Source organism: Haloarchaeobius salinus, from assembly GCF_024464185.1.
In the GTDB taxonomy this organism is placed as follows: Archaea; Halobacteriota; Halobacteria; order Halobacteriales; family Natrialbaceae; genus Haloarchaeobius; species Haloarchaeobius salinus.
The window spans coordinates 243,614-265,307 of record NZ_JANHAU010000001.1; the positions used below are offsets into that span (position 1 = coordinate 243,614).

23 protein-coding genes and 1 tRNA gene are annotated in these 21,694 nt (G+C 67.1%); 9 read left to right on the plus strand and 15 right to left on the minus strand.

The features are described from left to right. Nucleotides 1-27 precede the first annotated feature (27 nt). The gene (locus NO345_RS01190; protein ID WP_256295900.1) at nucleotides 28-201 is read left to right on the plus strand and encodes a DUF5786 family protein; all 174 of its coding nucleotides are present in this window, start codon (nucleotides 28-30) and stop codon (nucleotides 199-201) included. Here NO345_RS01190 and NO345_RS01195 read toward each other — a convergent pair. The 3 genes from NO345_RS01195 to NO345_RS01205 are packed head-to-tail and all read right to left on the minus strand — an operon-like array spanning nucleotide 198 to nucleotide 2,837. Further along, nucleotides 198-980, minus strand: a complete 783-nt coding sequence (locus tag NO345_RS01195) for a DUF7530 family protein (RefSeq protein WP_256295901.1) — start codon at nucleotides 978-980, stop codon at nucleotides 198-200. The two genes, NO345_RS01190 and NO345_RS01195, sit on opposite strands and share 4 nt — an antisense overlap. Beyond that, nucleotides 977-1,900 carry an NAD(P)H-binding protein gene (locus NO345_RS01200; RefSeq protein WP_256295902.1) on the minus strand — a complete coding sequence of 308 codons (924 nt, stop codon included), beginning with the start codon at nucleotides 1,898-1,900 and terminating at the stop codon, nucleotides 977-979. Before NO345_RS01200 ends, NO345_RS01195 begins: the two co-directional genes overlap by 4 nt. 52 nt (nucleotides 1,901-1,952) lie before the next feature. Continuing rightward, entirely contained in the window at nucleotides 1,953-2,837 is an 885-nt protein-coding gene (locus NO345_RS01205; RefSeq protein ID WP_256295903.1) for a YkgJ family cysteine cluster protein, read from the minus strand. A 113-nt stretch (nucleotides 2,838-2,950) separates the two neighbouring features. On the opposite strand from NO345_RS01205, the gene NO345_RS01210 reads away from it, so the two are divergent. Further along, nucleotides 2,951-3,229: a hypothetical protein gene (locus tag NO345_RS01210; protein WP_256295904.1), complete on the plus strand. Its 279-nt coding sequence runs from the start codon at nucleotides 2,951-2,953 to the stop codon at nucleotides 3,227-3,229. 25 nt (nucleotides 3,230-3,254) lie between these two features. Further along, complete coding sequence (locus tag NO345_RS01215; RefSeq protein WP_256295905.1) at nucleotides 3,255-3,461, plus strand: DUF7561 family protein; 207 nt, start codon at nucleotides 3,255-3,257, stop codon at nucleotides 3,459-3,461. Here the strand turns inward: NO345_RS01215 and NO345_RS01220 are convergent, their stop codons facing one another. Both NO345_RS01220 and NO345_RS01225 read right to left on the minus strand, forming a co-directional pair. After that, complete coding sequence (locus NO345_RS01220; RefSeq protein ID WP_256295906.1) at nucleotides 3,462-3,881, minus strand: RNA-binding domain-containing protein; 420 nt, start codon at nucleotides 3,879-3,881, stop codon at nucleotides 3,462-3,464. It lies immediately after the preceding gene. Further along, nucleotides 3,878-4,447: an AAA family ATPase gene (locus NO345_RS01225; protein ID WP_256295907.1), complete on the minus strand. Its 570-nt coding sequence runs from the start codon at nucleotides 4,445-4,447 to the stop codon at nucleotides 3,878-3,880. Before NO345_RS01225 ends, NO345_RS01220 begins: the two co-directional genes overlap by 4 nt. Nucleotides 4,448-4,552: 105 nt before the next feature. Between NO345_RS01225 and NO345_RS01230 the strand changes: the two genes are divergently transcribed. Together NO345_RS01230 and NO345_RS01235 are read left to right on the plus strand one after the other, a co-directional pair. Further along, entirely contained in the window at nucleotides 4,553-4,927 is a 375-nt protein-coding gene (locus NO345_RS01230) for a YccF domain-containing protein (RefSeq protein ID WP_256295908.1), read from the plus strand. A 212-nt stretch (nucleotides 4,928-5,139) separates the two neighbouring features. Then, nucleotides 5,140-5,214: transfer RNA gene (locus NO345_RS01235), tRNA-Arg, on the plus strand. Here NO345_RS01235 and NO345_RS01240 read toward each other — a convergent pair. Both NO345_RS01240 and NO345_RS01245 read right to left on the minus strand, forming a co-directional pair. Further along, nucleotides 5,196-5,456: a hypothetical protein gene (locus NO345_RS01240; protein ID WP_256295909.1), complete on the minus strand. Its 261-nt coding sequence runs from the start codon at nucleotides 5,454-5,456 to the stop codon at nucleotides 5,196-5,198. The genes NO345_RS01235 and NO345_RS01240 overlap by 19 nt on opposite strands. Before the next feature lie 320 nt (nucleotides 5,457-5,776). Beyond that, nucleotides 5,777-6,091 carry a hypothetical protein gene (locus NO345_RS01245; protein WP_256295910.1) on the minus strand — a complete coding sequence of 105 codons (315 nt, stop codon included), beginning with the start codon at nucleotides 6,089-6,091 and terminating at the stop codon, nucleotides 5,777-5,779. Between the two features lie 98 nt (nucleotides 6,092-6,189). Between NO345_RS01245 and NO345_RS01250 the strand changes: the two genes are divergently transcribed. From NO345_RS01250 to NO345_RS01260, 3 genes are all read left to right on the plus strand, one after another. Next, nucleotides 6,190-6,624 carry a MaoC family dehydratase gene (locus NO345_RS01250; RefSeq protein ID WP_256295911.1) on the plus strand — a complete coding sequence of 145 codons (435 nt, stop codon included), beginning with the start codon at nucleotides 6,190-6,192 and terminating at the stop codon, nucleotides 6,622-6,624. A 312-nt stretch (nucleotides 6,625-6,936) separates the two neighbouring features. Next, nucleotides 6,937-9,006 carry a YncE family protein gene (locus NO345_RS01255; protein WP_256295912.1) on the plus strand — a complete coding sequence of 690 codons (2,070 nt, stop codon included), beginning with the start codon at nucleotides 6,937-6,939 and terminating at the stop codon, nucleotides 9,004-9,006. 170 nt (nucleotides 9,007-9,176) lie between these two features. Further along, nucleotides 9,177-10,895: a histidine kinase N-terminal 7TM domain-containing protein gene (locus NO345_RS01260; protein WP_256295913.1), complete on the plus strand. Its 1,719-nt coding sequence runs from the start codon at nucleotides 9,177-9,179 to the stop codon at nucleotides 10,893-10,895. A 50-nt stretch (nucleotides 10,896-10,945) separates the two neighbouring features. On the opposite strand, the gene NO345_RS01265 is transcribed toward NO345_RS01260, so the two are convergent. The 8 genes from NO345_RS01265 to NO345_RS01305 all read right to left on the minus strand — a co-directional run bounded on the left by NO345_RS01265 (nucleotide 10,946) and on the right by NO345_RS01305 (nucleotide 21,186). Beyond that, nucleotides 10,946-12,034 (minus strand): aminopeptidase, encoded by a 1,089-nt coding sequence (locus NO345_RS01265; protein ID WP_256295914.1) that lies wholly within the window; start codon nucleotides 12,032-12,034, stop codon nucleotides 10,946-10,948. A 60-nt stretch (nucleotides 12,035-12,094) separates the two neighbouring features. Beyond that, a complete protein-coding gene (locus NO345_RS01270) occupies nucleotides 12,095-12,646 on the minus strand; it encodes a DUF7529 family protein (protein WP_256295915.1) in 552 nt (183 codons plus the stop codon). A gap of 62 nt (nucleotides 12,647-12,708) precedes the next feature. Next, nucleotides 12,709-13,188, minus strand: a complete 480-nt coding sequence (locus NO345_RS01275) for a DUF7555 family protein (protein ID WP_256295916.1) — start codon at nucleotides 13,186-13,188, stop codon at nucleotides 12,709-12,711. Continuing rightward, nucleotides 13,185-14,855 (minus strand): ABC transporter ATP-binding protein, encoded by a 1,671-nt coding sequence (locus NO345_RS01280; RefSeq protein WP_303646708.1) that lies wholly within the window; start codon nucleotides 14,853-14,855, stop codon nucleotides 13,185-13,187. The genes NO345_RS01275 and NO345_RS01280 overlap by 4 nt, the downstream gene beginning before the upstream one ends. Further along, nucleotides 14,852-16,246, minus strand: a complete 1,395-nt coding sequence (locus tag NO345_RS01290) for an ABC transporter ATP-binding protein (RefSeq protein WP_256295917.1) — start codon at nucleotides 16,244-16,246, stop codon at nucleotides 14,852-14,854. The genes NO345_RS01280 and NO345_RS01290 overlap by 4 nt, the downstream gene beginning before the upstream one ends. Beyond that, a complete protein-coding gene (locus NO345_RS01295) occupies nucleotides 16,246-18,066 on the minus strand; it encodes an ABC transporter permease (protein ID WP_256295918.1) in 1,821 nt (606 codons plus the stop codon). The genes NO345_RS01290 and NO345_RS01295 overlap by 1 nt, the downstream gene beginning before the upstream one ends. Before the next feature lies 1 nt (nucleotide 18,067). Further along, the gene (locus tag NO345_RS01300; protein ID WP_256295919.1) at nucleotides 18,068-19,153 is read right to left on the minus strand and encodes an ABC transporter permease; all 1,086 of its coding nucleotides are present in this window, start codon (nucleotides 19,151-19,153) and stop codon (nucleotides 18,068-18,070) included. A gap of 161 nt (nucleotides 19,154-19,314) precedes the next feature. Further along, the gene (locus NO345_RS01305) at nucleotides 19,315-21,186 is read right to left on the minus strand and encodes an ABC transporter substrate-binding protein (RefSeq protein ID WP_256295920.1); all 1,872 of its coding nucleotides are present in this window, start codon (nucleotides 21,184-21,186) and stop codon (nucleotides 19,315-19,317) included. 308 nt (nucleotides 21,187-21,494) lie between these two features. Between NO345_RS01305 and NO345_RS01310 the strand changes: the two genes are divergently transcribed. Then, nucleotides 21,495-21,665 carry a DUF7556 family protein gene (locus NO345_RS01310; RefSeq protein ID WP_256295921.1) on the plus strand — a complete coding sequence of 57 codons (171 nt, stop codon included), beginning with the start codon at nucleotides 21,495-21,497 and terminating at the stop codon, nucleotides 21,663-21,665. The last annotated feature ends 29 nt before the right edge of the window (nucleotides 21,666-21,694 follow it).

A 21,694-nucleotide genomic window follows, 5' to 3' on the forward strand; every position in this document is an offset into this window, starting at 1 on the left:
TAGCAACCAATCATGGTTCGTATTGCCATGTCAATGGGTGCCTACGACGATGACGAGCACGAGCGGCGCGAGCAGCAGGCGAGTCGGGTCGACACCGACTTCGACGACGAGCGGACGGTGTACCACGGGAAGGTCGAGTACGATTCGGGCGACTCGACCGAGGACCTGCTCGAACAGTTCGAGCAGATAAAGTCCGATTAGGAGTCGTTCTGCCGACGGACGCTCAGCCCCACCGAGAGCGACGTGGCCAGCGTCACGGCGCAGACGTGGGCGACGATGACGGCCGACAGCACCGGCCGGCCGAGCACGAACGGCACGAGCAGCAGCTGTGCGACGGCGAACCAGAGGTTCAGCAGGTCGGTCCGGGCGAACGCCCACGAGGTCTCGTGGTCGAACTCGTAGACGTACGCCCGCCAGATGGCGACGACGCCGGCCCACCAGCCGGTGCCGATGCGGTAGGCCACGTCCCAGAGGATAAGCAGCATCAGGTACACGGCGAGCACCGGCGGCTCCTCGCCGAACAGGCTGGTTATCAGGGGGTCAGACGAGCGCGCCGGGTCGACGACGAACAGGTGCGTGACGACCGCGATGAACGCGAGGACACCGAGGACGACCTCGACGCTCGACCCGAACAGGAGCCGCTGGTAGTCGTCGGGCGTCGGGAGCCGCCGGATGGAGTCGCCGAGGCGGAGCATCAGCGCGCTCCCGACCGCGGCGACGGCGACCGCCGCGGTCCCCGCCGGCACCGCCGACCAGAGGCCGTAGTACCACGCCAGCACGAGCAAGGCCGCCTCGAAGCCGAGCAGCTGGATGGTGACCGCCGCGCGCTCCGATAGCTCGATGCCGGGGAGCGCGCCGACGATGCTCTCGTACACCCAGGTCTCGCCGAACTGCTCCTCGGACTCGCGGGCTGGCCGCCCTGGCGTGTCGCCCGCGTCGTCGCTCGCCGCCGTGGACGTGCCCGACGCGGGGTCGCTCATGCTGGCTCCTCCACGGTGACGGGCGTCGGTGCTGCCGGGTCCGCGGCGAGCGCCTCGCGGACGGCCGTCTCGAACGGCGTCAGCTCGACGTCGACGTGGTCGGTGATGCTGTCGTCGGTGACGACCACCGGGTTCCGGAGGCCGGCGATGAGCGGCCGCGCGACGCCCTTGGGTACGTCGGTCACGAGGCCGACCCAGTACGCCGACAGCTCCGGCGAGAGGACCGGGACCGGGACCACACGGAGCCGCTGGCCGGTGACCCGCGCCGTCGTCTCCAGCATCCCGCGGTAGGTGAGTACGTCCGGACCGCCGATCTCGAACGTCCGGCCCGCCGTCTCCGGGGCGTCCAGCACGCCGACGAGGTACGCGACCACGTCGTCGATGGCGATGGGCTGGCACGGCGTCGACACCCACTTCGGCGTCACCATCACCGGCAGGCGCTTGACGAGCTGGTGGACCATCCGGAAGCTGGCGCTGCCCGCGCCGACGATGATTGCGGCCCGGAGCGTCGTCAGCTCGAACGCGCCCTCCTCGAGGAGGCGTTCGACCTCGCGGCGCGAGCGCAGGTGCTCCGAGAGCCGGTCGCGCTCCTCGCCGAGGCCGCCGAGGTAGACGACGCGGGAGACGCCGACCGCGTCCGCCGCGTCGACGAAGTTCCGTGCGGCGCGACGGTCGCGGTCCTCGAAGTCCTCGCCGGACTGCATGGAGTGGACGAGGTAGTACGCCGCGTCGACGCCATCGAACGCGGGTGGGAGCGTCTCGGGGTCGAGCAGGTCGCCGGTGACGACGGTCACGTCGTCGGGAGCGTCGTACCGGGCGGGGTCGCGGACGAGCGCGACCACGTCGTGGCCCGCGTCGCACAGTGCGGGGACGAGGTTGCCCCCGACGAACCCGGTCGCACCGGTGACGAGCACGCGCATACACTCACGAAGGGGTGGCTGCTGCTTAAAGCGTCACCCCGACTCGTTGCTCTCACTCCACCGCGTCCCAGCCGGGCGTCCCCGGCGCGCCGGCCTCGTCCTCGACGCGCCCGGCGACCTCGGCGTCGGGTGCCGTCTCGCCCTCGCCGGACGCGCAGGCGGTCCAGGCCTCGTGCGCGCTCGTGACCCAGGAGTCGGCGGACAGCACGGCGTCGCGGTACTGCTCGTGGTGGCGCTCGCTGTGTTCGGTCGTCCCCGGGGCCGACGCGGCCGCCCAGCCGACGAACCCGGCGCGGTCCGCGCGGGTGAGCGTCCCCGCGGCGGCCCGGCTCACGACACCGGTCAGGTCGTCCGGTTCCGGGTGGAGGAACACCTTCTCGCCGAGCGCCTGCGGGCCGAGCAGCAGGCCCCCGACGGACTCGGGTGGCTCGTCGTCGAGCAGCCGGTCGCCACCGAACCCGGCCTCGACGCGTTCGCACTCCGTCTCGCGCTCCAGGAGGAGGTTGTGCCCCGGATAGTCGGCACACTCCGACGGGTAGAGCTCGTCGTCGTGGATGCGACACTGGAGCGTCGTCGGGTCGAGGAACACGCAGCTCCGGAGCCACCGCTCGTCGTCGGTCCCGACGGGTGCGACCGGCTTCGGGGTCTTCCGCAGGCCGACGAAGAACGCCGGCTGTCCACCGAGGGCGGCGAGCCGGTGGCCGTCGACGACGACCGCGTCGTCCACCGACGGCGGCACCGTCCAGAGCCGGGGGACGAGTGCGTCGCCGTAGCCGGCGTCGCAGAAGCGCCGCAGCTCCGTCCGGGTCAGCGGCACGAGGTTGTAGACGTCGTCGAGCGGCTCGTGCGGGCCGCGGCGCTCGTGGTCGCTCGAGTGGTCCGTGAGGGGTCGCCAGTCCACACAGCAGCCGGCACAGCCCTCGCAGTCGACCTCCATACGTCGTGGTTCGTGCGCCAGCGGCAAATCGGTGCCTCCGACGCCGACTGGTCCCTATCTCTCTCTATTCTGCACCCAAACCTATTCCACACATGAGTGTGAAGGCCGTTCACATGGTGATTGGCAGGAGCGGTGGTGTCAGCACGGTGGCGAACCGCGAGGTGGTCGCGAGCTTCGCCCTGCTGGCGTCGCTGGTCGCACTCGGTCGGCTCACGACGCTCGGGCCGCTCGGGACACCGGGCACACTGCTGGTCGAGGGCTACGAACTGGTGGAGGCGTTCCTGACGGACGTCGTGGCGGTCTCCGCACCGACCGTCGTGCTGTTCCTCGCGTACCTCTACGTCCTCGCCGTCGGCGTCGCCTGGTTCGTCCGCAACACGGGAAAGAGCTAACGCCGTCCAGCCCCGAGGCTGGAGCGTGAGCACGGACCCCTGCGACGGCTGCGGTAGCCCGGTGAAGATACGCGGCGGCATCGGCGACTTCTGGTCGTTCGGCCGCGGCGGAAGCGACAACGAGGGGATGCTGTTGACGTTCGACAGCGACGGCTCCGAGCACCTGCTCTGCTACGACTGCATCGAGAAACTCCCGGACGAGCCGACCGCGGCCGACGTCGAGTCCCTGTAGTCAGCTCTCGTCGCGCGGCTCGACCGGCCTGCCATCCTCGGTCGGCGGCGCGACGTGGTCGACGAACGCCTCGACGGACGGCTCGTTCACCCGCATCCGGACGTGGATGTCGCCCAGCTCGTCGGGGTTGCCCACCGAGAAGTTCACGACACCCTGGAACGCCGCCTGCTTCTTCAGGTCGAACTCCACGACGTTCCCGTCGCGGTGCTCGAAGAACTGGCCGCGGGCCGTATCGAGGATGGCCCGCTCGTGCAGCAGCTCCGAGAAGTGGTCGACCTGGTGGGTCGTCGCGAGCAGCTCGCCGGGCTGTTCCTCGACCGTGGCCTCGGGGAAGATGTTCCGGATGGCGTCCGCGACCCGGTCCGTGACCTCCGTGTCCGTCACCGGCGCGGTGATCTGCACGTCGACGCTGTAGATCATCGCTGCACCCCCGAGACGGCCTCGGGACCTTCGGCGAGCAGCGCCTCGACCTGCTCGCGGAACGCCGCCAGCGTGTCCGTGTTGTCGATGACGAGGTCGGCCCGGTCCATCGCGTCGTCCATCCCGAAGCCGCGCTCGCGTTCGTCGCGCTCGCGCAGGCTCTCGCCGTCCTCGTCCGTTCTATCGCGGCCGCGCTCGGCCAGCCGGTCCTTGCGGATCTCGAACGGAGCCTCGATGCTCACGAGCACGAAGTCGTCACCGAACGCGGCCTCGAACGTGTCGAGTTCGACGCCCGAACGCAGGCCGTCGACGAGCACGGTGTCGTGGTCCGCGAGGTGGTCGCGGATCATGGGCAGCGACCGCTGGGCGATGGCGTCGGGGCCGTTCTCCTCGCGCAGCGCCTGTGCGATGCGGCCGTGGTGTTCGGCCGGGTCGAGCCCGCGGTCGCGACACTCCTGTCGGATGACGTCGCCCATCGTCACGACGGGGATGTCGTGCTCGCGGGCGACGTTCGCCGCCTCGCCCTTGCCGCTCCCGGGCAGGCCGACTGTTCCGATGACGGTCATCGCTCGGGAATTGTCGTGACGGCGGCTTAACCCCACCGCTCTCCCGCCGACGGCACCGTGCCCCGCTGCCAACGCTTTTCGCCGGTGAGCACGTCATGGTCACGTATGGCCCGTTCCCTCCTCGTCCGTGCGGTGTGGTTCCTCCTCGTCGGCTGGTGGCTCACGTTCGTCGCCATCAACGTCGCGTGGCTCCTGAACGTCACCATCCTCGGCATCCCGCTCGGGGTCGCCATCATCAACCGCGTGCCGACGCTGCTGACGCTGAAGGAGCGCCGCCAGCCGATCGACCCCGACGCAGGTCGGAGCCAGCACTCGCTGCTCGTCCGGGCGGTGTACTTCCTCCTCGTCGGCTGGTGGCTCAGCCTGCTCTGGGCGAACGTCGCCTGGGTCTTCGCGGCCTCCATCGTCGGCCTCCCCGTCGCCATCGTGATGTTCAACTACCTGCCGTACCTGACCTCCCTCTACCGGTTCGACGGCTGAGCGACGACCACGCCATCGGTCTCGAAAGCATCGGCGGGCACGCCGAGCTGGTCCGTCCAGTACGTTTCGAGCGCCCGCTCCGTCGCCGGCTGCATGGTCGTCCCGACGCATGCACCCGTGGAAACACCTGGACCGGCGTGCGAGCACGTCGCACCAGCCGCGTCGGTCGAATCCCGACCGTTTTTCTACGATGGCGACATAGCCGGAATCGAGGGCACGTAGCTCAGCCTGGATAGAGCGTCGGACTTCTAATCCGATGGTCGTGGGTTCAAATCCCATCGTGCTCGTCTGTCGTCACGAACTCGTGAGTGACGACGACGAGCAGCCGTGGGATTTGAAGCAGGGAGCGGAACGGAGTGGAGCGACCGAGGTTCAAATCCCATCGTGCTCGTTCGCTGCGCTCACTCGCACGATGTAGTCCCCCTCGCTCGCGACGCTCGCTCGCGGGACTCCCATCGTGCTCGTTCGCTGCGCTCACTCGCCCGATGTAGTCCCCCTCGCTCGCGACGCTCGCTCGCGGGACTCCCATCGTGCTCGTTCGTCCGTGACTCTACTGCATCGTCTCTGGATACCTGATAGATAATGGTGTGTCCCTCGTCGAGGGGTGGACGCTAGAACACTAGCCTGCGTACTGATACCTGACAACGCAGTACAGAGACGTGCGTCGTCGGAACGGGGGGTAGTCCCGGCGGGCCGGCAGGCTCTCCGGCCAGCACCGTCGGTCCCCACCGGGGGGACGGGACCGGCGTGTGGGACGGGCCGCCGTGGAGTACGAACCGACGATGCAGGGAGGGGGGTCCAGTACCGCAACGACGCGGTCGACCCGTGCGGCGGACGGACCCGACGGCCTCACCCGGCGGTCGCGGTCGTCCGTTTGCTCCTGACGTACCTGATGTAGCCGTACATCACACAGCACATCGACGCGAGCAGGAGGACGACGTGGACGACGGGGTGGACGTCGAGCGGTGGGAGGAGTCCGAAGGCACGCTCGAACGTGAGCATCGTGAGGACGAACAGGGCGCTGCCTGACTGGAGGACGACGAGCGCCCGTCGACGCTCTGCGGACACGCCACGGCGACGGCGGACCCACTCGGAACGGGCGACGACGAGGGCGAACACGACGGCGAGCGCGGCAACGAGTAGCCACGTGGCGGGCGTGGTCATCAGGGGACAGTAGGCCTCCCCGCCGCAAAAGTATTCGGTCGCTGACTATCGCGGTGACCGATATGCAGGTTTTAGTCGGAACCGGCCCACCCGGTGGTATGGAGTACTTCGAAGATATCGAGGTCGGCGACACCCGGGAGTACGGCAGCTACACCGTCGAGGCGGCGGAGATCATGGAGTTCGCCGGGCAGTACGACCCGCAACCGTTCCACACCGACGAGGAGGCCGCCGCGGAGAGCTTCTTCGGCGGGCTGGTCGCGAGCGGTTGGCACACCAGCGCCATCACGATGCGCCTGCTCGTCACGGGCATCTTCCCCGACACCTCGGCGATGGGCGCGGTCGGGGTCGACGAGTTGCGCTGGCCGAACCCGGTGCGGCCGGGCGACGAGCTCCACGTCGAGACGGAGGTGCTGCAGACGGAGGCGGACTACCGGCCCGGTGTCGGCCTCGTCCGGAGCCGCGTGGAGACGTTCGATGCCGACGGCGAACTGAAACAGCACTTCGTGAGTCGGGCGCTGTACGGGCAGCGCTGACGCCCGGCCGAGAGATATGTGAGGGAGGCGACTGTTCTGTCCGTCCAGTCCGTCGCTTCGCGACCCGATACATCTAGTGTCCGGCAGGTGGCCGACCCGCCGGTACCGTCCGGTCGATCGGCGGGTTTCGGGAGTTGAACTTTCTACGACCGTGGAAACGGGTCGTGGCCGGTCAGAGCCGAGGACGGTATCCTCTTCATACCGGGGACCATCGGGGGTGGCTGCCGGACATAACTATCGGCTATATTTATATCTGCCAGTTGAGAACAACCCGGTTGGGGAGCGCACTTCCCCACACTGGAGGAGAGACACATGACAGACGTAACGACAATCGCGACGGGAATCGACGCCGCCATCGGCTGTGACTACCGACGGACCGAACGCGCACTGTACTTCGTCGAGTACGGCGGCAGCATCGCACGCTACGACCTCGTCAGGGACGCGGTCGGCACGGTCTCCACCGGGACGGACACCATCATGGGGACCTACCAGTACGACCTCGACACCGGCCAGCAGGGGGCGGCCGGCGACGACGACGTGTGGTGGGAGATCATCACAGACGGCGAGCGCAAACTCGTCTCGCTGGAGGACGCCGCCATCGCGTACCTCGGGGACGTCGACTACGACGGCATCTCGTCGGCCGAGGTGCAGGACCTCGACTACGACCGGACGCGGGACCTGAGCGGCAGCGACGACGACAACGAGCTGTTCGAGGGCGCGGTGTTCGCGGTCCGGACCAACGACGGCAACTACGCGAAGGTCGAGGTGCTCGACCACGGCGACGACCTGCAGGTCCGGTACCACACGTACGAGCTGCAGGACGCGTATCAGGAGCTCGGGACGGGCTACAACCGCCCGGAGGATATCGTACTCGGCAGCGACGGCGGTCACGCGTACGTCACCGAGCGTGGCGGCGACGTCCTCCGTGTCGATCTGGACGACGCCGACCGGAGCCAGGCGACCGTACTCGCGAGCGGGCTCACGAGCCCCCACCAGCTCGCGCTCGACGACGACCACAACCAGGCCTACGTCGTGGAGTTCGACGATGCTGGCCGGCTGCTCCGGATCGACCTCACCTCCGGTGCCGTCGACGAACGCTACAGCGGACTCCACGGTGCCGTCGGGCTCCTCGTCGATGCGGAGCGACAGTTCGCCTACGTCACCGAACAGCGCGGCGGCGGCGCGAACGGCGTCCTCACCCGCATCGACCTCGCGACCGGCGCGAACGAGGAGCTGGTCGAGGATCTGACCGCCCCGTTCATGCTCTCGTGGGGGAGCCCGACCGAGGACCGCGTCGTGTTCACCGAGCGCGACCCCGAGAACGCCGTCTCGGTGGTCGACCTCACGACGCTCGACGTGGACACGCTCGTCGACGACGTGCCGTTCCGGCCGTCGAGCGTCGCGCTCGTCAGCGAGGACGACCTCCTCGTCTGCAGCGACGAGGTGCTCGCGGCCGTCGACCTCGCTGCCGACCTCTACCCGGCTGACGCGCCGCTGTTCATGGGCATCGGCCACGTTCCCGTCACCGATATCTCGCCGGACGGCTACGCCACCACCCAGGGCCCGGGCTACCCGCTCCAGACGGATAACGCACCGTTCGGCGGCCGGCTCCCGATCATGCTCAACCACGAGCGGGCCTACCACGACGAGGGGGCGCGCTACTACCGCCTCCTCGTCGACGGGGACGAGCCACGTCAGAGCTGGCGGCAGCTCAAGTGGACGACCAGCACGAACCGCTTCGAGCCGGCGGCCGTCTCCGCGTCCAGCGGCGGCTACTACCCGGTGCACGAGCCCGGCGAGATATGGTACAACAGCCGGCTGGGCTACAAGCTCGGGACCGGCTGGCTCACCAACGGCGAACACACCATCACGGTGAAGTTCTACAGCGACCGGGACCGCAGCACCCTCGTCGACCAGGAGCACGTCGATGTGCGCATCGACAACCAGCACCCCCGCGCCGAGATCGGGACCATCTACCACGAGCTCCCGTCCGGCGCTCCCACCCCGGAGGAGGAGATCGGGGCCTGCGGCATCGTCGACGGCGGAACCGACGAGTTCCAGGTGGCGGTCACCGCCCACGACCCGGAAGGCCACCTTCGGAGCTGGTCCCTGCGGACGCTCTGGGGCGACAACGAGAGCGCCCACGTCGCGAGCGACAGCTACGACAACCACGACTCCTCGATCAGCTGGGCCGGCATCCAGGACAGCCGCGAACCGCCGGGCTGGTGGTCGGTGTACGCCCTCGAGTCCGAGTCGGCGCGCCAGTGCGCCCACACGTTCTACCTCGACGTCTGGGGACGGACGGTGAACGGCTACCATCACGTCCACCACTCGCGCTACCACAAGTCCATCACGATGCTGCTGCCCGACCCGAGTCCCTGATGCGGATCGCCGCCTGCCCGCTTCCGAGCCCCGCCCTTCGGTCGTGACGACTCCGGTCGAAATGCGCGAACAGGCGGGGTGCGGCAATCGCTGTCGGGCTACCTATCCGACACGGGTCACGTTAGCACAACGCCCATCAGAACCATACCTCTTGGCGGCCTGTCACGCCCATGGTCGATGCCGCACCGCTGCTTCCGGGGCTGATGCTGCTGTCCGCGGCGGCGAGTGCGACCATCGCTGCGTACCTGCTGGTCTGGCTCCGTCAGGACAGGCCGGCACCTGGGATCCGATCGTTCCTCCTGGTCGCGACCGCCGCTGGCGTCTGGTGTCTCGGTGTGGCCCTGGTGCTCTGGGAACCGACGCTCGCGGGGATGGCGGCGTTCTCGGCGATCTCCTGGCTCGGGATGACCGCCCTCGCAGTCGCATGGCCGGCGTTCGTACTGGAGTACACCCGGTCGGTCGATGTGTTCCGTCCCCGGATACTGGGTGCGCTCTCGGTCGTCCCCGGAGCGACGTTGGTCGGTCTCTTCGTCTGGCCCGACCTGCTGGTAGCCGGGGTACACGTCGATAGCGTCGGCAGCCTCTCGACGCTCGACGGGACGCCCGGCCCCCTGCTCGTCGTGTTCGTCCTCTACACCTACGTCGTGAACACGGGGGCCCTGGTACTGCTGGCCCAGCACTACCGCGAAGCCGGCGACCAGGTCCGCCCGCAGACGGGGGCGTTGCTCGTCGCCGGCGCGCTCCCCTTCACGGCCAGCATCGCCAGCCTGCTCGGAGTGACCCCGTTCCAGCCGGTCGATCTGACCCCGTTCGTGTTCGCCGTCACGAACGTCCTCGTCCTCCTCGCACTGTTCCGGTACGAGCTGTTCCGTCTCGTTCCGGTCGCCCGGACGACCCTGGTGGAGGAGCTGACCGACGGCGTGCTCGTGGTGGCACCCGGCGGCGGCATCATCGACGCCAATCTGGCAGCCGAGACGCTCCTCGGGATCGACGGACTGGCCGGGAGCCACATCGACGATGTCCCGTACGACCTCGGCCTCGACGACGTGGACGCCACCGACCGACCGACGTTCACCACCGACGGCGGGAGCCGTCACGTCGAGGTCGATGTCTCGACCATCCGGACGCCGAACGAGGGTGCCAGCGGCTCTCTCGTCGTCCTCCACGACGTGACCGAGCAGCGCGAGCGCGAGGCACTCCTCGAGGAGACGAACGAGCGCCTCGAGGAGTTTGCGAGCGTCGTCAGCCACGACCTCCGCAACCCGCTGGCCATCTCGCAGGGCTACGTCGAACTCCTCCAGGACCGCCACGACGACCCCGAACTGGAGGAGATAGCCGACGCGAACGACCGGATGCAGGAGATCATCGACGACACGCTGTCGCTCGCTCGCATGGAGACCAACTCCCTCGACGAGGAGTGGGTGCCGCTGCGGGAGGCGGCCACCGATGCCTGGCACGTCGTCGATACCGGTGGGGCCAGGCTCGCGATCGAAGCTGACGGCTCGGTGTACGCGGACCCCGGTCGGCTCCAAACCCTGTTCGAGAACTGTTTCCGGAACAGCGTGGAACACGGGGCAACGAGCGGTCGGACGACGTCCGACGACCCGCACGAGCACGGTGCTCCGGGCGACACCACCGAGCTCTCCGTCAGCGTCGGCACGCTCGCCGACGGGTTCTACGTCGCCGACGACGGGGTCGGCATCCCCGAGTCAATCCGCGACGACATCTTCGAGACGGGTGTCTCCGCCGACGAGGACGGCACCGGCTTCGGGCTCGCTATCGTCGAGCGCGTCGCCAGCGATCACGGGTGGACCGTCGAACTCGGCGACGCGTCCGAGGGTGCCCGGTTCGATGTACGGGGCGTCGACGTGCGTGAACGGGAGAACTGAGGTGTCTCCTCGCGCCGACCCGTCTGTTTCTCGCGGACAGCCGGTCGCGGTCAGAACCCGTCCTCGAACCTGAACGTCCCGTCGCGCTGGACGACCTCGCCGTCGACCTCGATGACGCTGTCCTCGCTCATGTCGACGATCATGTCGACGTGGACGGCGGACTCGTTCTGCTCGTTGCCCTCGCCGACGTTCGCCTCGTAGGCGCGGCCGACCGCCATGTGGACGGTGTCGCCCATCTTCTCGTCGAACAGCATGTTGTAGGTGAACCGGTCGATGTCGCGGTTCATGCCGATACCGAGCTCGCCGAGTCTGCGCGCACCCTCGTCGGCGTTCAGCACCTCCGTCAGGATCTCCTCGTTCTTCTCGGCGCTGTGCTCGACGACCTCGCCGTCCGCGAAGGTGAGGTGGACGCCCGTGACCTCGCGACCCTGGTGGTAGAGCGGCTTGTCGAACAGCACCTCGCCCTCGACGCTGTCGGGGACGGGCGCGGTGAACACCTCGCCGCCGGGCAGGTTGTGCTTGCCCGTGTCGTTGATGGTCGTGTTGCCCGCGATGGACATCGTCACGTCCGTCGTGTCGCCGCTCACGATGCGGACCTCGTCGGCCGGGTCGAGGATCTCGACCATCTGTGCCTGGAACTCGCCCTGCTCGTCCCAGTCCTTGTTGACGGCGTCCCAGACGAAGTTCTCGTAGCCCTCGGTGCTCATCTCCGCGAGCTGGGCGTTCGCGCCCGCCGGATACTGCGTCAGTACCCACCGCTTCGAGAGCCGCTCGTCGAGCAGCGGCTTGCGCGCCGTCTCGTACTCGCGGGTCGTCGTCGGCTCCACGTCGGCGGTCTCGGTCACGTTCGCGTCGCCGCGGATGGCGATGTAGACGTCCATCTCCTCGAACAGCGCCATCTCGTGGCTCGGCAGCTCGAACCCGCCGTCGTGGTTGCGCAGGTAGGCACGTCGGAAGCGTGTCCCCGTTCGCTGGCTGATCGCCAGCGGGTTCGCGCCGACGTCAGCACACGTCTCGAACAGCGCCGCGACGAGGTCCTCGGCGACGGGATGGGCGTCGATGACCACGTTGTCGCCGGCCTGGAGGGCGGCGGAGTGCTCGGCGACGATGCGTGCGTGCTCGCGAACTCGTGGGTCCATACCGGTAGTCGCGCCGGTGCTCGGTTATCGGTTTCGGTGCGAAACCCGACGGAGGGAGAATCAGAGCTCGGGCTTCCAGTCGTCGATGCGCTCGGCGTACGGGACGAACTTCTCGTGGGAGTCGTGCTTGAACACGCCCAGGATGGTCCCGTCGAGCTTCTGGACGTACGTGTAGAACTCGCCCGCGTCCTCGGCGTCGTGGACCATGCCGGGGGCGTGGCGCAGCTCGTACTGCGCGGCGACGAACACCGCCGTCTCCGTCTCCGGGTCGCGGTACTCCACGACGAGGAACACGTTCCCGTCGACCTCGCGACGGAACACCTCGTACTCGGGGAACTCCTTGTCGCCGAACACCTCGGTGAACTCCTCGCCGTGGTTCTTGGGGACCACGAACACCAGCCCGAAGCGGTCGTCGTCGCCCGCCTCGCGGTGCTGGGTCCCGGTGCTGCCGGCCATCATCGTGACCGTCTCCCAGCCCTCGTCCTCGCGCTCGTCCGCCAGCGCCTCCATGTCCTCGAGTGCGCCCTGCCAGGCTGACTTGAGGACCTCGGCGTTGTTCGTGATTCGGTCGACGTACTCGTCGTCGTGTTCACTGTCGGGGACGTCCGGCATATCTGCACCCACGAAACGAAGCCGGATAAGCGTGTCTGACCGGCTCAGACAGCCGGGAACCGTCAGACCGTCCCGGGAGAGGTGATGCCGAAGACGAACTCCATCGCGATGGAGGTCGCGAGCATCAGGACGGCCGCCAGGAACTGCTTGGTGTGCGTCGAGAACCGGTCGTTCTCGTTCACGTCGACCCACCGCATCGGTGGGAGCCAGGCCGCGAGGCGCTCGAGCCGGGTCGACGACCGCGCGCCCACCGAGCCCGACGCCTTCTTCTGCCTGTCGTCGCCGCTGGTGACGAACTCCCCCTTCGACTCCATCTTCGACGGCGAGTCCGGGCGCAACTGGAACGACGCGTACGCGAGCAGCGCGAACCCGACCCAGAACAGCACGTACTTCGTCCGGAACAGCGTCCCCTCCCCCGAGAGCTCGAAGAACGCCGACGCACCCGCGACTGCGGCGGCCAGCAGGACCGCGTACGCCAGGGCGTCCAGCGTCTTCCGACCGAGTCGGATCGCTCCGACCACCTCCGGGGGTCGGTCGCTCATCGCTTCTGTTTGAGCTTCTCGAACTCCGGCGCGGGGTCCTCGTACCGGTCGACGTGTCGGTGACAGAAGCTCGTCCGACCGTCGTCGCTGACCGTGTAGTGCTTCGGCCGGTCGGTGTCGCAGATGCTGCCGAACTGGTCGAACAGGTACTTCCGGGCCTTGTTGTCGTGGCCCTTCTCCACGAAGCTCGCCGCCTCGCGGACGTGCTCTGCGACCTCCGAGGGGACGTCCACGTCGCCGAACAGCTCGTCCGTAATCTCCGTCACGTCGGAGAAGCGCGTCGACCGACCGAGCAGCTCCCGGGCGTGGTCAGTGAGCGACCGGTCCGCACGGGTCCGCTCGCGGATGACCTCCCGGAAGACCTCGACGCGCTGCCAGATGTCGTCGTCGATGTGCTGGTACTCGTCGGGACGGATCTTCACCGGACAGCGCGTGCTGAACGGACAGCCGATGGGCGGGTCGCGCGGGCTCGGCGGCGTCCCGCGCAGGGTGATCCGGTCCTTCGACGCGGACGGGTCCGGCTCCGGGATCGCCGACAGCAGCGAGTGTGTGTACGGATTCCCGGGGTTCTCGAACAGCCCGTCCGTCGGGCCGATCTCCATCAGGTTGCCGAGGTACATCACCGCGACCCGGTCACAGATGTGCCGGACGACGCTCAGGTCGTGCGCGATGAACAGGTACGTGAGCCCGAACTCCTCCTGGAGGTCCTCCAGCAGGTTCAGGATCTTCGCCTGCACGGAGACGTCGAGCGCCGACACCGGCTCGTCGAGCACCAGGAAGTCCGGTTCGAGCGCGAGCGAGCGGGCGATACCCACGCGCTGGCGCTGCCCGCCGGAGAACTGGTGCGGGTAGCGGTAGTAGTGCTCCGGGCGGAGCCCGACGGTCTCCAGCAGTTCGCGGACGCGCTCGCGGCGCTCCCGGGGTGTCCCCCAGTTGTGGACGTCGAGCGGCTCGCGGACGATCTCGCCGACCGTCATCCGGTCGTTGAGGCTCGACTCGGGGTCCTGGAAGACGATACCGAGCTGGCGGCCGCGCAGCCGCTTCAGCGCGCGCGGCGGTGCAGTGGTCACGTCGATGTAGCCGCGGTCGACGTCGTAGACGCCGTTCTCGATGCGGCCCTCCTCGACGAAGACGAAGTCCTTCTCGCCGAACAGGCCGAGCTTCGGGCCGAAGCCCTGGTCGATGACGTCCGAGACGTCCAGACCGGTCTGCTGGACGAACTCCGCGGCGTCGATTTCGTCCGCGCTGACGTCCTCCCAGCCGCGGTCGGGCGCGACCGCCTTCGGCTCGACGCCGTCGGCGAACAGCTTCGTCACCAGCTCCGTCGGTTCGTTGTCGGCGTACACCTCGCGGAGGTCGACCGTTCGACGCCCGTAGGTGTTGGCCATCTCCTCGACGACGTCGGGCTTCTGGAATCGGCTCGTCCCGGCGGTCGCGTCCTCGAGCTGGACGAGCGTGCGCCCGAGCGTCGACTTGCCACAGCCGGACTCGCCGACGAGACCGAGCGTCTCGCCCTTCTTGATGTCGAAGCTCACGCCGTCGACCGCCTTCACCGGCTCGTCGGCGATGAGCCCGCCACCGGGGTAGTACGTCTTCAGGTTCCGCACCTGGATCATCGGCTCTGCCTGGACCGTCGACTGCGACTCGGACATCGCTTGCTTGCTCATTCAGCACCACCTCCTTTTCCGCCTTTGGCTCTGTGGATCTCCAGTGCCTCGGCCTGCGGGACGTCCTCGGGGTAGAGCAGACACGACGCCGTGTGGGTGGTGTCGCTCTGCCCGACGGAGACGGATTCGGGGTGTATCGCCTGGCACTCGTCGAACGCCTCGGGACAGCGCGGCGCGAAGCGGCAGTACGTCGCCTCCTCGTTCGGCGTCGGCACGTCACCCTCGATGGTGACCAGCCGTTCCCCCTCCTGTCGCCCGGGGATCGAGGAGAGCAGCCCCTGCGTGTAGGGGTGCTTCGGTCGGTCGAACAGCGACTCCGCGTCGGCGGTCTCGACGATCTCACCGGCGTACATCACGTTCACGCGGTCGGAGATGTCGGCGATGACACCCATGTCGTGCGTGATGAACATGATGGAGAGGCCGCGCTCCTCCTGGATCTCCTCCAGCAGCTCCAGGATCTGCGCCTGGATGGTCACGTCGAGCGCCGTCGTCGGCTCGTCGCAGATGAGCAGCTCGGGTTCGCAGGCGAGCGCCATCGCGATGACCGCACGCTGGCGCATCCCACCCGAGAACTGGTGGGGGTACTCGCGGACCCGACGCCGGGCGTCGGGGATACCGACCGCTTCGAGCAGGTTGACGGCCTCGCGGGTCGCCTCCTGGCCCTGCAGTCCGCGGTGGAGGCTCAGCGCCTCCTCGATCTGGTTCCCGACGGTGTACACCGGGTTCAGCGACGACAGCGGGTCCTGGAACACCATCGCGATGTTCCCGCCGCGGAGCCGTCGGAGCTCGCGCTCGCCCGCACGCGTGATGTCGACGTAGCCCCGGTCGACGCGGACGCCGTCGCCCGAGGTCCGTCCCTCCTCCACGAAGATGAAGTCGTCCGCGTCGACGAGGTTGAGCTCGTCGGCGTAGCCGGCGGCGATGACGTCGTCCCAGCCGACCGCGTCGTCGGCGACCATCTGGCGTGCGTTCACCTGCTCCGGCGGCAGGTCGGCGTACTTCTCGTGGTCGGTGAGCTCGTGGGGCTGTGCGCCGTGCTGGTCCATCGCGTCCTGGACCACGTTGGCGAGGTCGGACTGCTCCTCGAGCGTCCCGATGTCGACCGTCTTCCGCGTGTACGTGTTCGCGAAGCGCTCGACGGTCTCCGGGTCGCGGAACTGGATGGAGCTCCCGCGGAGCGTCCGCCCGGGGCTCTCGACGAGGCCCATGATCGAGCGGGCCGTCACCGACTTGCCCGAGCCGGACTCGCCGACGATACCGACGGTCTCGCCGTGGTCGATGTCGAAGCTGACGCCGTCGACCGCGCGGATGACCTCCTTGTCCGTGAAGAAGGAGGTCTGGAGGTTCTTGATGCGGAGGATGGGCTCCTCCTTGTGGGTCTGCATCGACATCACCCACCACCCCCTGCGGCGGCGGTCTCACCAGCACCACTGCCCTCGGACTGCGGGTCGATGGCGTCACGGATACCGTCGCCCAGCGCGTTGAAGCCGGTGACGACGAAGACGACCATCAGGCCCGGGATGGTGGCGATGTGCCACGAGACGGTGGTGACGTAGGGCCGACCGATGTTGACCGCACGGCCCCACTCGGGCGTCGGTGCCTGCACCCCGAGGCCGAGGAACGACAGTGCCGCGACGCTGATGATGATCCCCCCGATGGTGAGCGACCCGTAGATGAGCAGGTAGCCCGCCACGTAGGGGAGCATGTGCTTTCGCATCGTGGCCGACGGTCGCTGACCGTAGGACTTGGCTGCGTCGATCCACTCCTCCTCGGACACCTGGAACGCGGGCCCACGGATGGCACGCCACAGTCCCGGCCAGCCGGTGGCCGCGAAGATGAGTGCCAACAGGAACCCACCGCTGTAGATGTTCGAGATGGGGTGGTTCGCGAACACGACCGAGAGCAGGATGTAGATCAACAGCCCCGGTAGTGCCTGTATCGAGTCACTGGTGACGACGACGATGAGGTCGGCGAGCCCCTTGTAGTACGCCGTCACCATCGCGAGCGCGGTCGCGATGAAGCCGCCCAGGGCGATGGACAGCAAGCCGATGAACAGCGAGACGCGCGCGCCGTCGGCCATGAACGTGAACAAGTCCTTGCCGTTGGCGCGTTCAGAGAGTGTCCCGATGGGGTGGAACCGACCGTAGTCGTCGTAGCTCATCACACCGTAGTTCGAGTCGGGCGTCCCCTGGGAGGCGGACTGGAGGTTCGCCGTCCCGTGGGTCGACGTCTGCACCTGACCGTTCTCGACGTACTGGAACTCGTGTCCGTACGGGTTGTAGATGTTCTGTGCGGTGGTCGTCGGTCCCAGCGCGGGGGCGAACATCGCCATCACGAGGAACAGGAACACGACCACGAAGCCGAACTGGCCCCAGCGGTGGGTGCGCAGCCGGTCGATCATGTCGTCACGCGGCGTCCAGTCGGCGAAGCGGTAGTGGCGACGGAACGTCTTGTAGCCCTTCCAGGCCCAGACGAGCCAGACGAAGGCGTACAGGTAGATCGCGAACACACGGACCGCCCAGGCGTAGGCGGGTGCGAGCCCGAGGAACGTGCCGTGGAAGTCGCCGATGGCGATGCGGGTGCCGAAGATCTCGCTCCCGGGCGGGTACTCGCCCTCGGCACCGGCGGGCGGGTTGAAGCCCTGGTTCGGGATCAGGTCCCGGGAGAGCAGCGTCGGGACGTTGGCGACGATCCAGTCCGCCGCCTTGGCCGTCGTCTGTGCGAAGCCGTGGATCAGCTGTGCGAGCGTCGGTTCGCCGATGAGCGGGAGTGCGGGCAGGAACGCGAGCGGCTCGTACAGCAGGACGAGCCACAGCACCGCGAGGAACGCCCCGATGATGAACCGTTCGAGGAAGTCCGCCGAGATCGGCAGGTCCTCCAGTCCGAACGTCTCGACGACACTGAACGGGATGAACGCCGCCTTGACGAAGACGGAGAACAACGCGAGCACGATGAGCGCGCCCAGTGCGGACATCACGGTCCCGCCGGCGAACCCGAGGGTGTCGTACATCGTGTCGACGTACCAGCCGCCGACGTCCTTGCTGCCGCCGACGAGCGGGTTGATCTGTTCACCGAACAGGATCAGCGCGTCGACGAAGGCGCTGAACTCCACGGCGAGAAGCAGCAGTGCTCCGCCGAGCCAGACGAGCGCCGGTGTCGGGTTCGCCGCGATTCGACCGAAGACCGATTTGTTCTGAGTTACCTCGCTCATGTTATTCGTACCCCACTCGTGGGTCGATGATCGTGTAGAGGAAGTCCTGGAAGATGTTCATGAAGACGATGATGAGGATGAAGATGTACATCAGGGAGCCGACCAGCGGCATGTCGCCCTGGATGGCCGCCTGGAAGAACAGGTAGCCGATCCCGTTGATGGCGAAGATCTGCTCCAGGATGACCGAGCCACCGATGAGCAGGAACGCCTCGTTCAGGATGATCGGCACCAGCGGGATGAGCGCGTTCCGGAACACGTGCTTCCAGACGATCTTCTGTCGGGAGAGCCCCTTCGCGCGGGCGGTCTCGACGTACTTCGAGTTGATCGTCTCGAGCACCGCGGTCCGGCCCAGGCGCATCTCGTTACCCATGGACGCGGAGCCGAGGACGATGGCCGGCGGGAGGACCATCTTCACCGCACGCACGAACACCTCCCAGTCGAAGCTGAACAGGGAGATCGTGGTCCCGCCGATGGTGAACAGCTCGGTGCCGTTCGAGTTGTAGAAGTTCAGCGGCGGTGGCGTCCCGATGTTGTTGGTGACGAGCCAGGCGTCCCACTGGAACTGGACGACGCCGAACGTCAGTATCTCCGAGTAGTGGACTGACTGACTCAGCACCGAGTAGAGGATGACGCCGAGCCAGAAGTTCGGCATGGCACGCCAGATGATGCCGCCGAACGAGGCGAAGTAGTCACCCATCGTGTTCGGGTTGAGCCCGGCGTAGAAGCCGAGCGGGATGCCGATGAACAGCGGAATGAGTACCGACCAGAAGCCCAGCCAGAGCGTGCGCGGGGCGTGGTCGACGATGAGCGTCATCGCCTTGGTGTTCTCCTGGATGACGTAGGAGTTGCCCAGGTCGAACGTGAGCAGCCCGACCATGAACTCGATGTACTGTTCCCACAGCGGCCGGTTCAGTCCGAGTTGTTGTTCCACCCGGGCGTACTGCGACGGTGGAGTGTTCGGACCGAGGATGGCCGCAACCGGGTCGAGTGGACCCAGTCGAAGGATCATGAACGTGATTGTCACGCCGAACAGCACCACAGGGACTGCCAGGAGGAGTCTGCGGGCGAAGTACCCCCAGCGACTCATGGCACGGCCCTCCGGTGAGCCACTTCCATCACCATTGTTCTACTGGGAGTATATTTCGCACCCATGGTTATGTCTTGCGTTCCTCAGCGGCCGTATTTCGGGACGTACCCGGGGCTACGCGCCCGAAAAATGAAAAAGCCGAAACGGGACCGAAACCCGAGTTAGCTGCGGTCGTTCAGGTAGACGTTGTTGAGCTTCTGGCGGCTGCCGCCACCGGCACCGACGCGCGGCATGTCGACCCAGTCGTACGCGAAGCGCTCGTTGGCCAGGTGGTAGGTGGGCAGCAGGATCATGTCGTCCCACAGCGCCTCCTCCATCTCGACGTAGGCCTCGTTACGGATCTGCTGGGCCTCCTCGGTCGGGGCCGGGTTGTTGCTGATGCGGTCCCAGGCGTCGGATGCGCGCTGCGGCGCGTCCGTGTCGGAGTCGTCCCAGTCGAGGTAGAAGCCCTGTGCACCGCCCTCCTGGTCGGTGTTCGTGAGCTCCGGAACGACCTGCCCGAGGAAGTTGTCCGGGGCGGGCCAGTCCATGATCCACCCGAGCGAGTAGGCGGCGAGGTTCCCGTTGCGGCCGCGGTTGAGCAGCGTCGAGAACGGTGCCTCCTCGAGCTGGAGGTTGACGTGGGCGTTCGCGAGCTTGTCGCGGAGGATGGTGCCCAGTCCCTGCCAGGTGTCGGACTCGTAGGTGGTCAGCGTGACCTCGTACTGGTTGTTCGGTCCGTAGCCAGCGTCCTCCATGACCTGGCGTGCGGACTCGATGTCGGTCGTGTTGTAGCCGTAGGGGTAGTTCTCCTCGGCGTGTGCGTCGTACTCCGGACCCTGACCGGGGTAGATGCCCGGCGGGGTGAGGTGGTACGCGGCCTTGCCGCGGCCCTTGAAGACCTCCTCGACACCCTCCTGCTGGTCGTTGACGTACGCCATCGCCTTCCGGGCGGCGGGCTCGATGTTCTTGGCGTTCAGGCCGATGTAGTACGTGTTGATGGTCGCGTACTTGAGGTACTGTGCGGTCTCACCGTTCCGCATCGGACCGTAGGTACCGATCTCGCGACCTTTGGAGTCCTCCTGCTCGACGGAGACCAGGCTCGGGTCGTACTGCGACGTCGGCATGGAGACCAGGTCGGAGTTCTTGTTCTGGCCGTAGTTGTACGCAGCGTCGGTGTCCGTGATGACCTGCCAGTGGACGCCGGCGACGTGCGGGACCGGGCCGTGGTAGTCCTCGTTGCGGACGATGTCACACGAGGTGTTGGTCTCCCAGCTCTCGAACACGAACGGCCCTGCGCCGATCGGGTTGTTGCGTGCGAAGTCCTCGTACTCCATCTCGCCGTCGTAGTCCCCGTGGTCGCCGACGATGCCTTCCGGCACGGCGGAGAACGAGGTGTAGGCGAGCATCTCCAGCGTCGAGGCGAACGGCGACTGGAGGCTGAGCTCGAAGGTCTTGTCGTCGACGGCGGTCGCGCCGAGCGAACCCCACACGTAGTTGCCCTCGTCGTCGGCCTCCTGCTCGATGCCCATCGCGTAGTTGGTCGTGAAGTACTGACGACGGCTGTTCGAGGAGCCCGCGAGGCGCTCGAACGAGTAGACGAAGTCCTGTGCGGTGACCTCGTCACCGTTGTGGAACTGGACGTCCTCCTTGATCTCGAACGTGTACGTCGTGAAGTCGTCGGAGATCTCGTAGTCGGCGGCGATGAGTGGTTCGACCTCGATCTCGCCGTTCGGGTAGTTCATCAGCGCGTCGAAGACGTTCTGAATGACCGTCCCGGACGCGGTGTCCGTCGCGGCCACCGGGTCCAGGGTGCTCATCGTCGAATTGATGAGCTGGAACGTCTTGTCGAGGAGTTCGCGGTCCTCACCCGTGTCTCGGGTGGTCTCGTCGGCCGCGGTCTCCTGTGCTTCGGTCTCGGTGTCCTCGGGTTCGGTCTCGGTGTCGTCTCCTTCACCGCCACCGCCGAGACATCCCGCGACTGCGACTGCAGAAGCTGTGCCACCGGTCGCCTTCAGGAAGCGACGGCGGTCAATGCTGGTATTGTCTGTCATCCCAGGCAGCCATTTTGAGACGATATGGTTAAAATTACCGTTATGGTCTGTGGCTGTTTTACATACCCTAACATTTAAATTGGGGCTCCCCCGTCACCCGGTTTTCTCCCTCATTCATGCCAACGAGTAACACGGTAATGTTGCTGGTAGGGAAGCATTGAAGCACGATCCGCACCGGCTTGATATATAATGCAACCCTTTCCCGACCAGCTCGGTGGTGTTCCGTCGCACGCGAGGCGCGTGCGTGAAACAGTAAACTGAATTGTCGATTCGACGCGTTTATCAGTGCCCATGAGAGACTGACTCATATGGCAGCATCCGAGCCAGGTTCGTCGGAGTTCCCTGACGAGCACGACGTCGTAGCGTCTGTCGATGGTGAAGGCTCCGCACAGGAGTACGTCATCGCAGACATCACAGCGGATGGAGCCTGGCTCTCCATGCAGGCGGAGGACGCACCGGACCTCCCGGCCTGGCGATAACGCCCGCCGGCTTCTCCCGCGACGCAGCA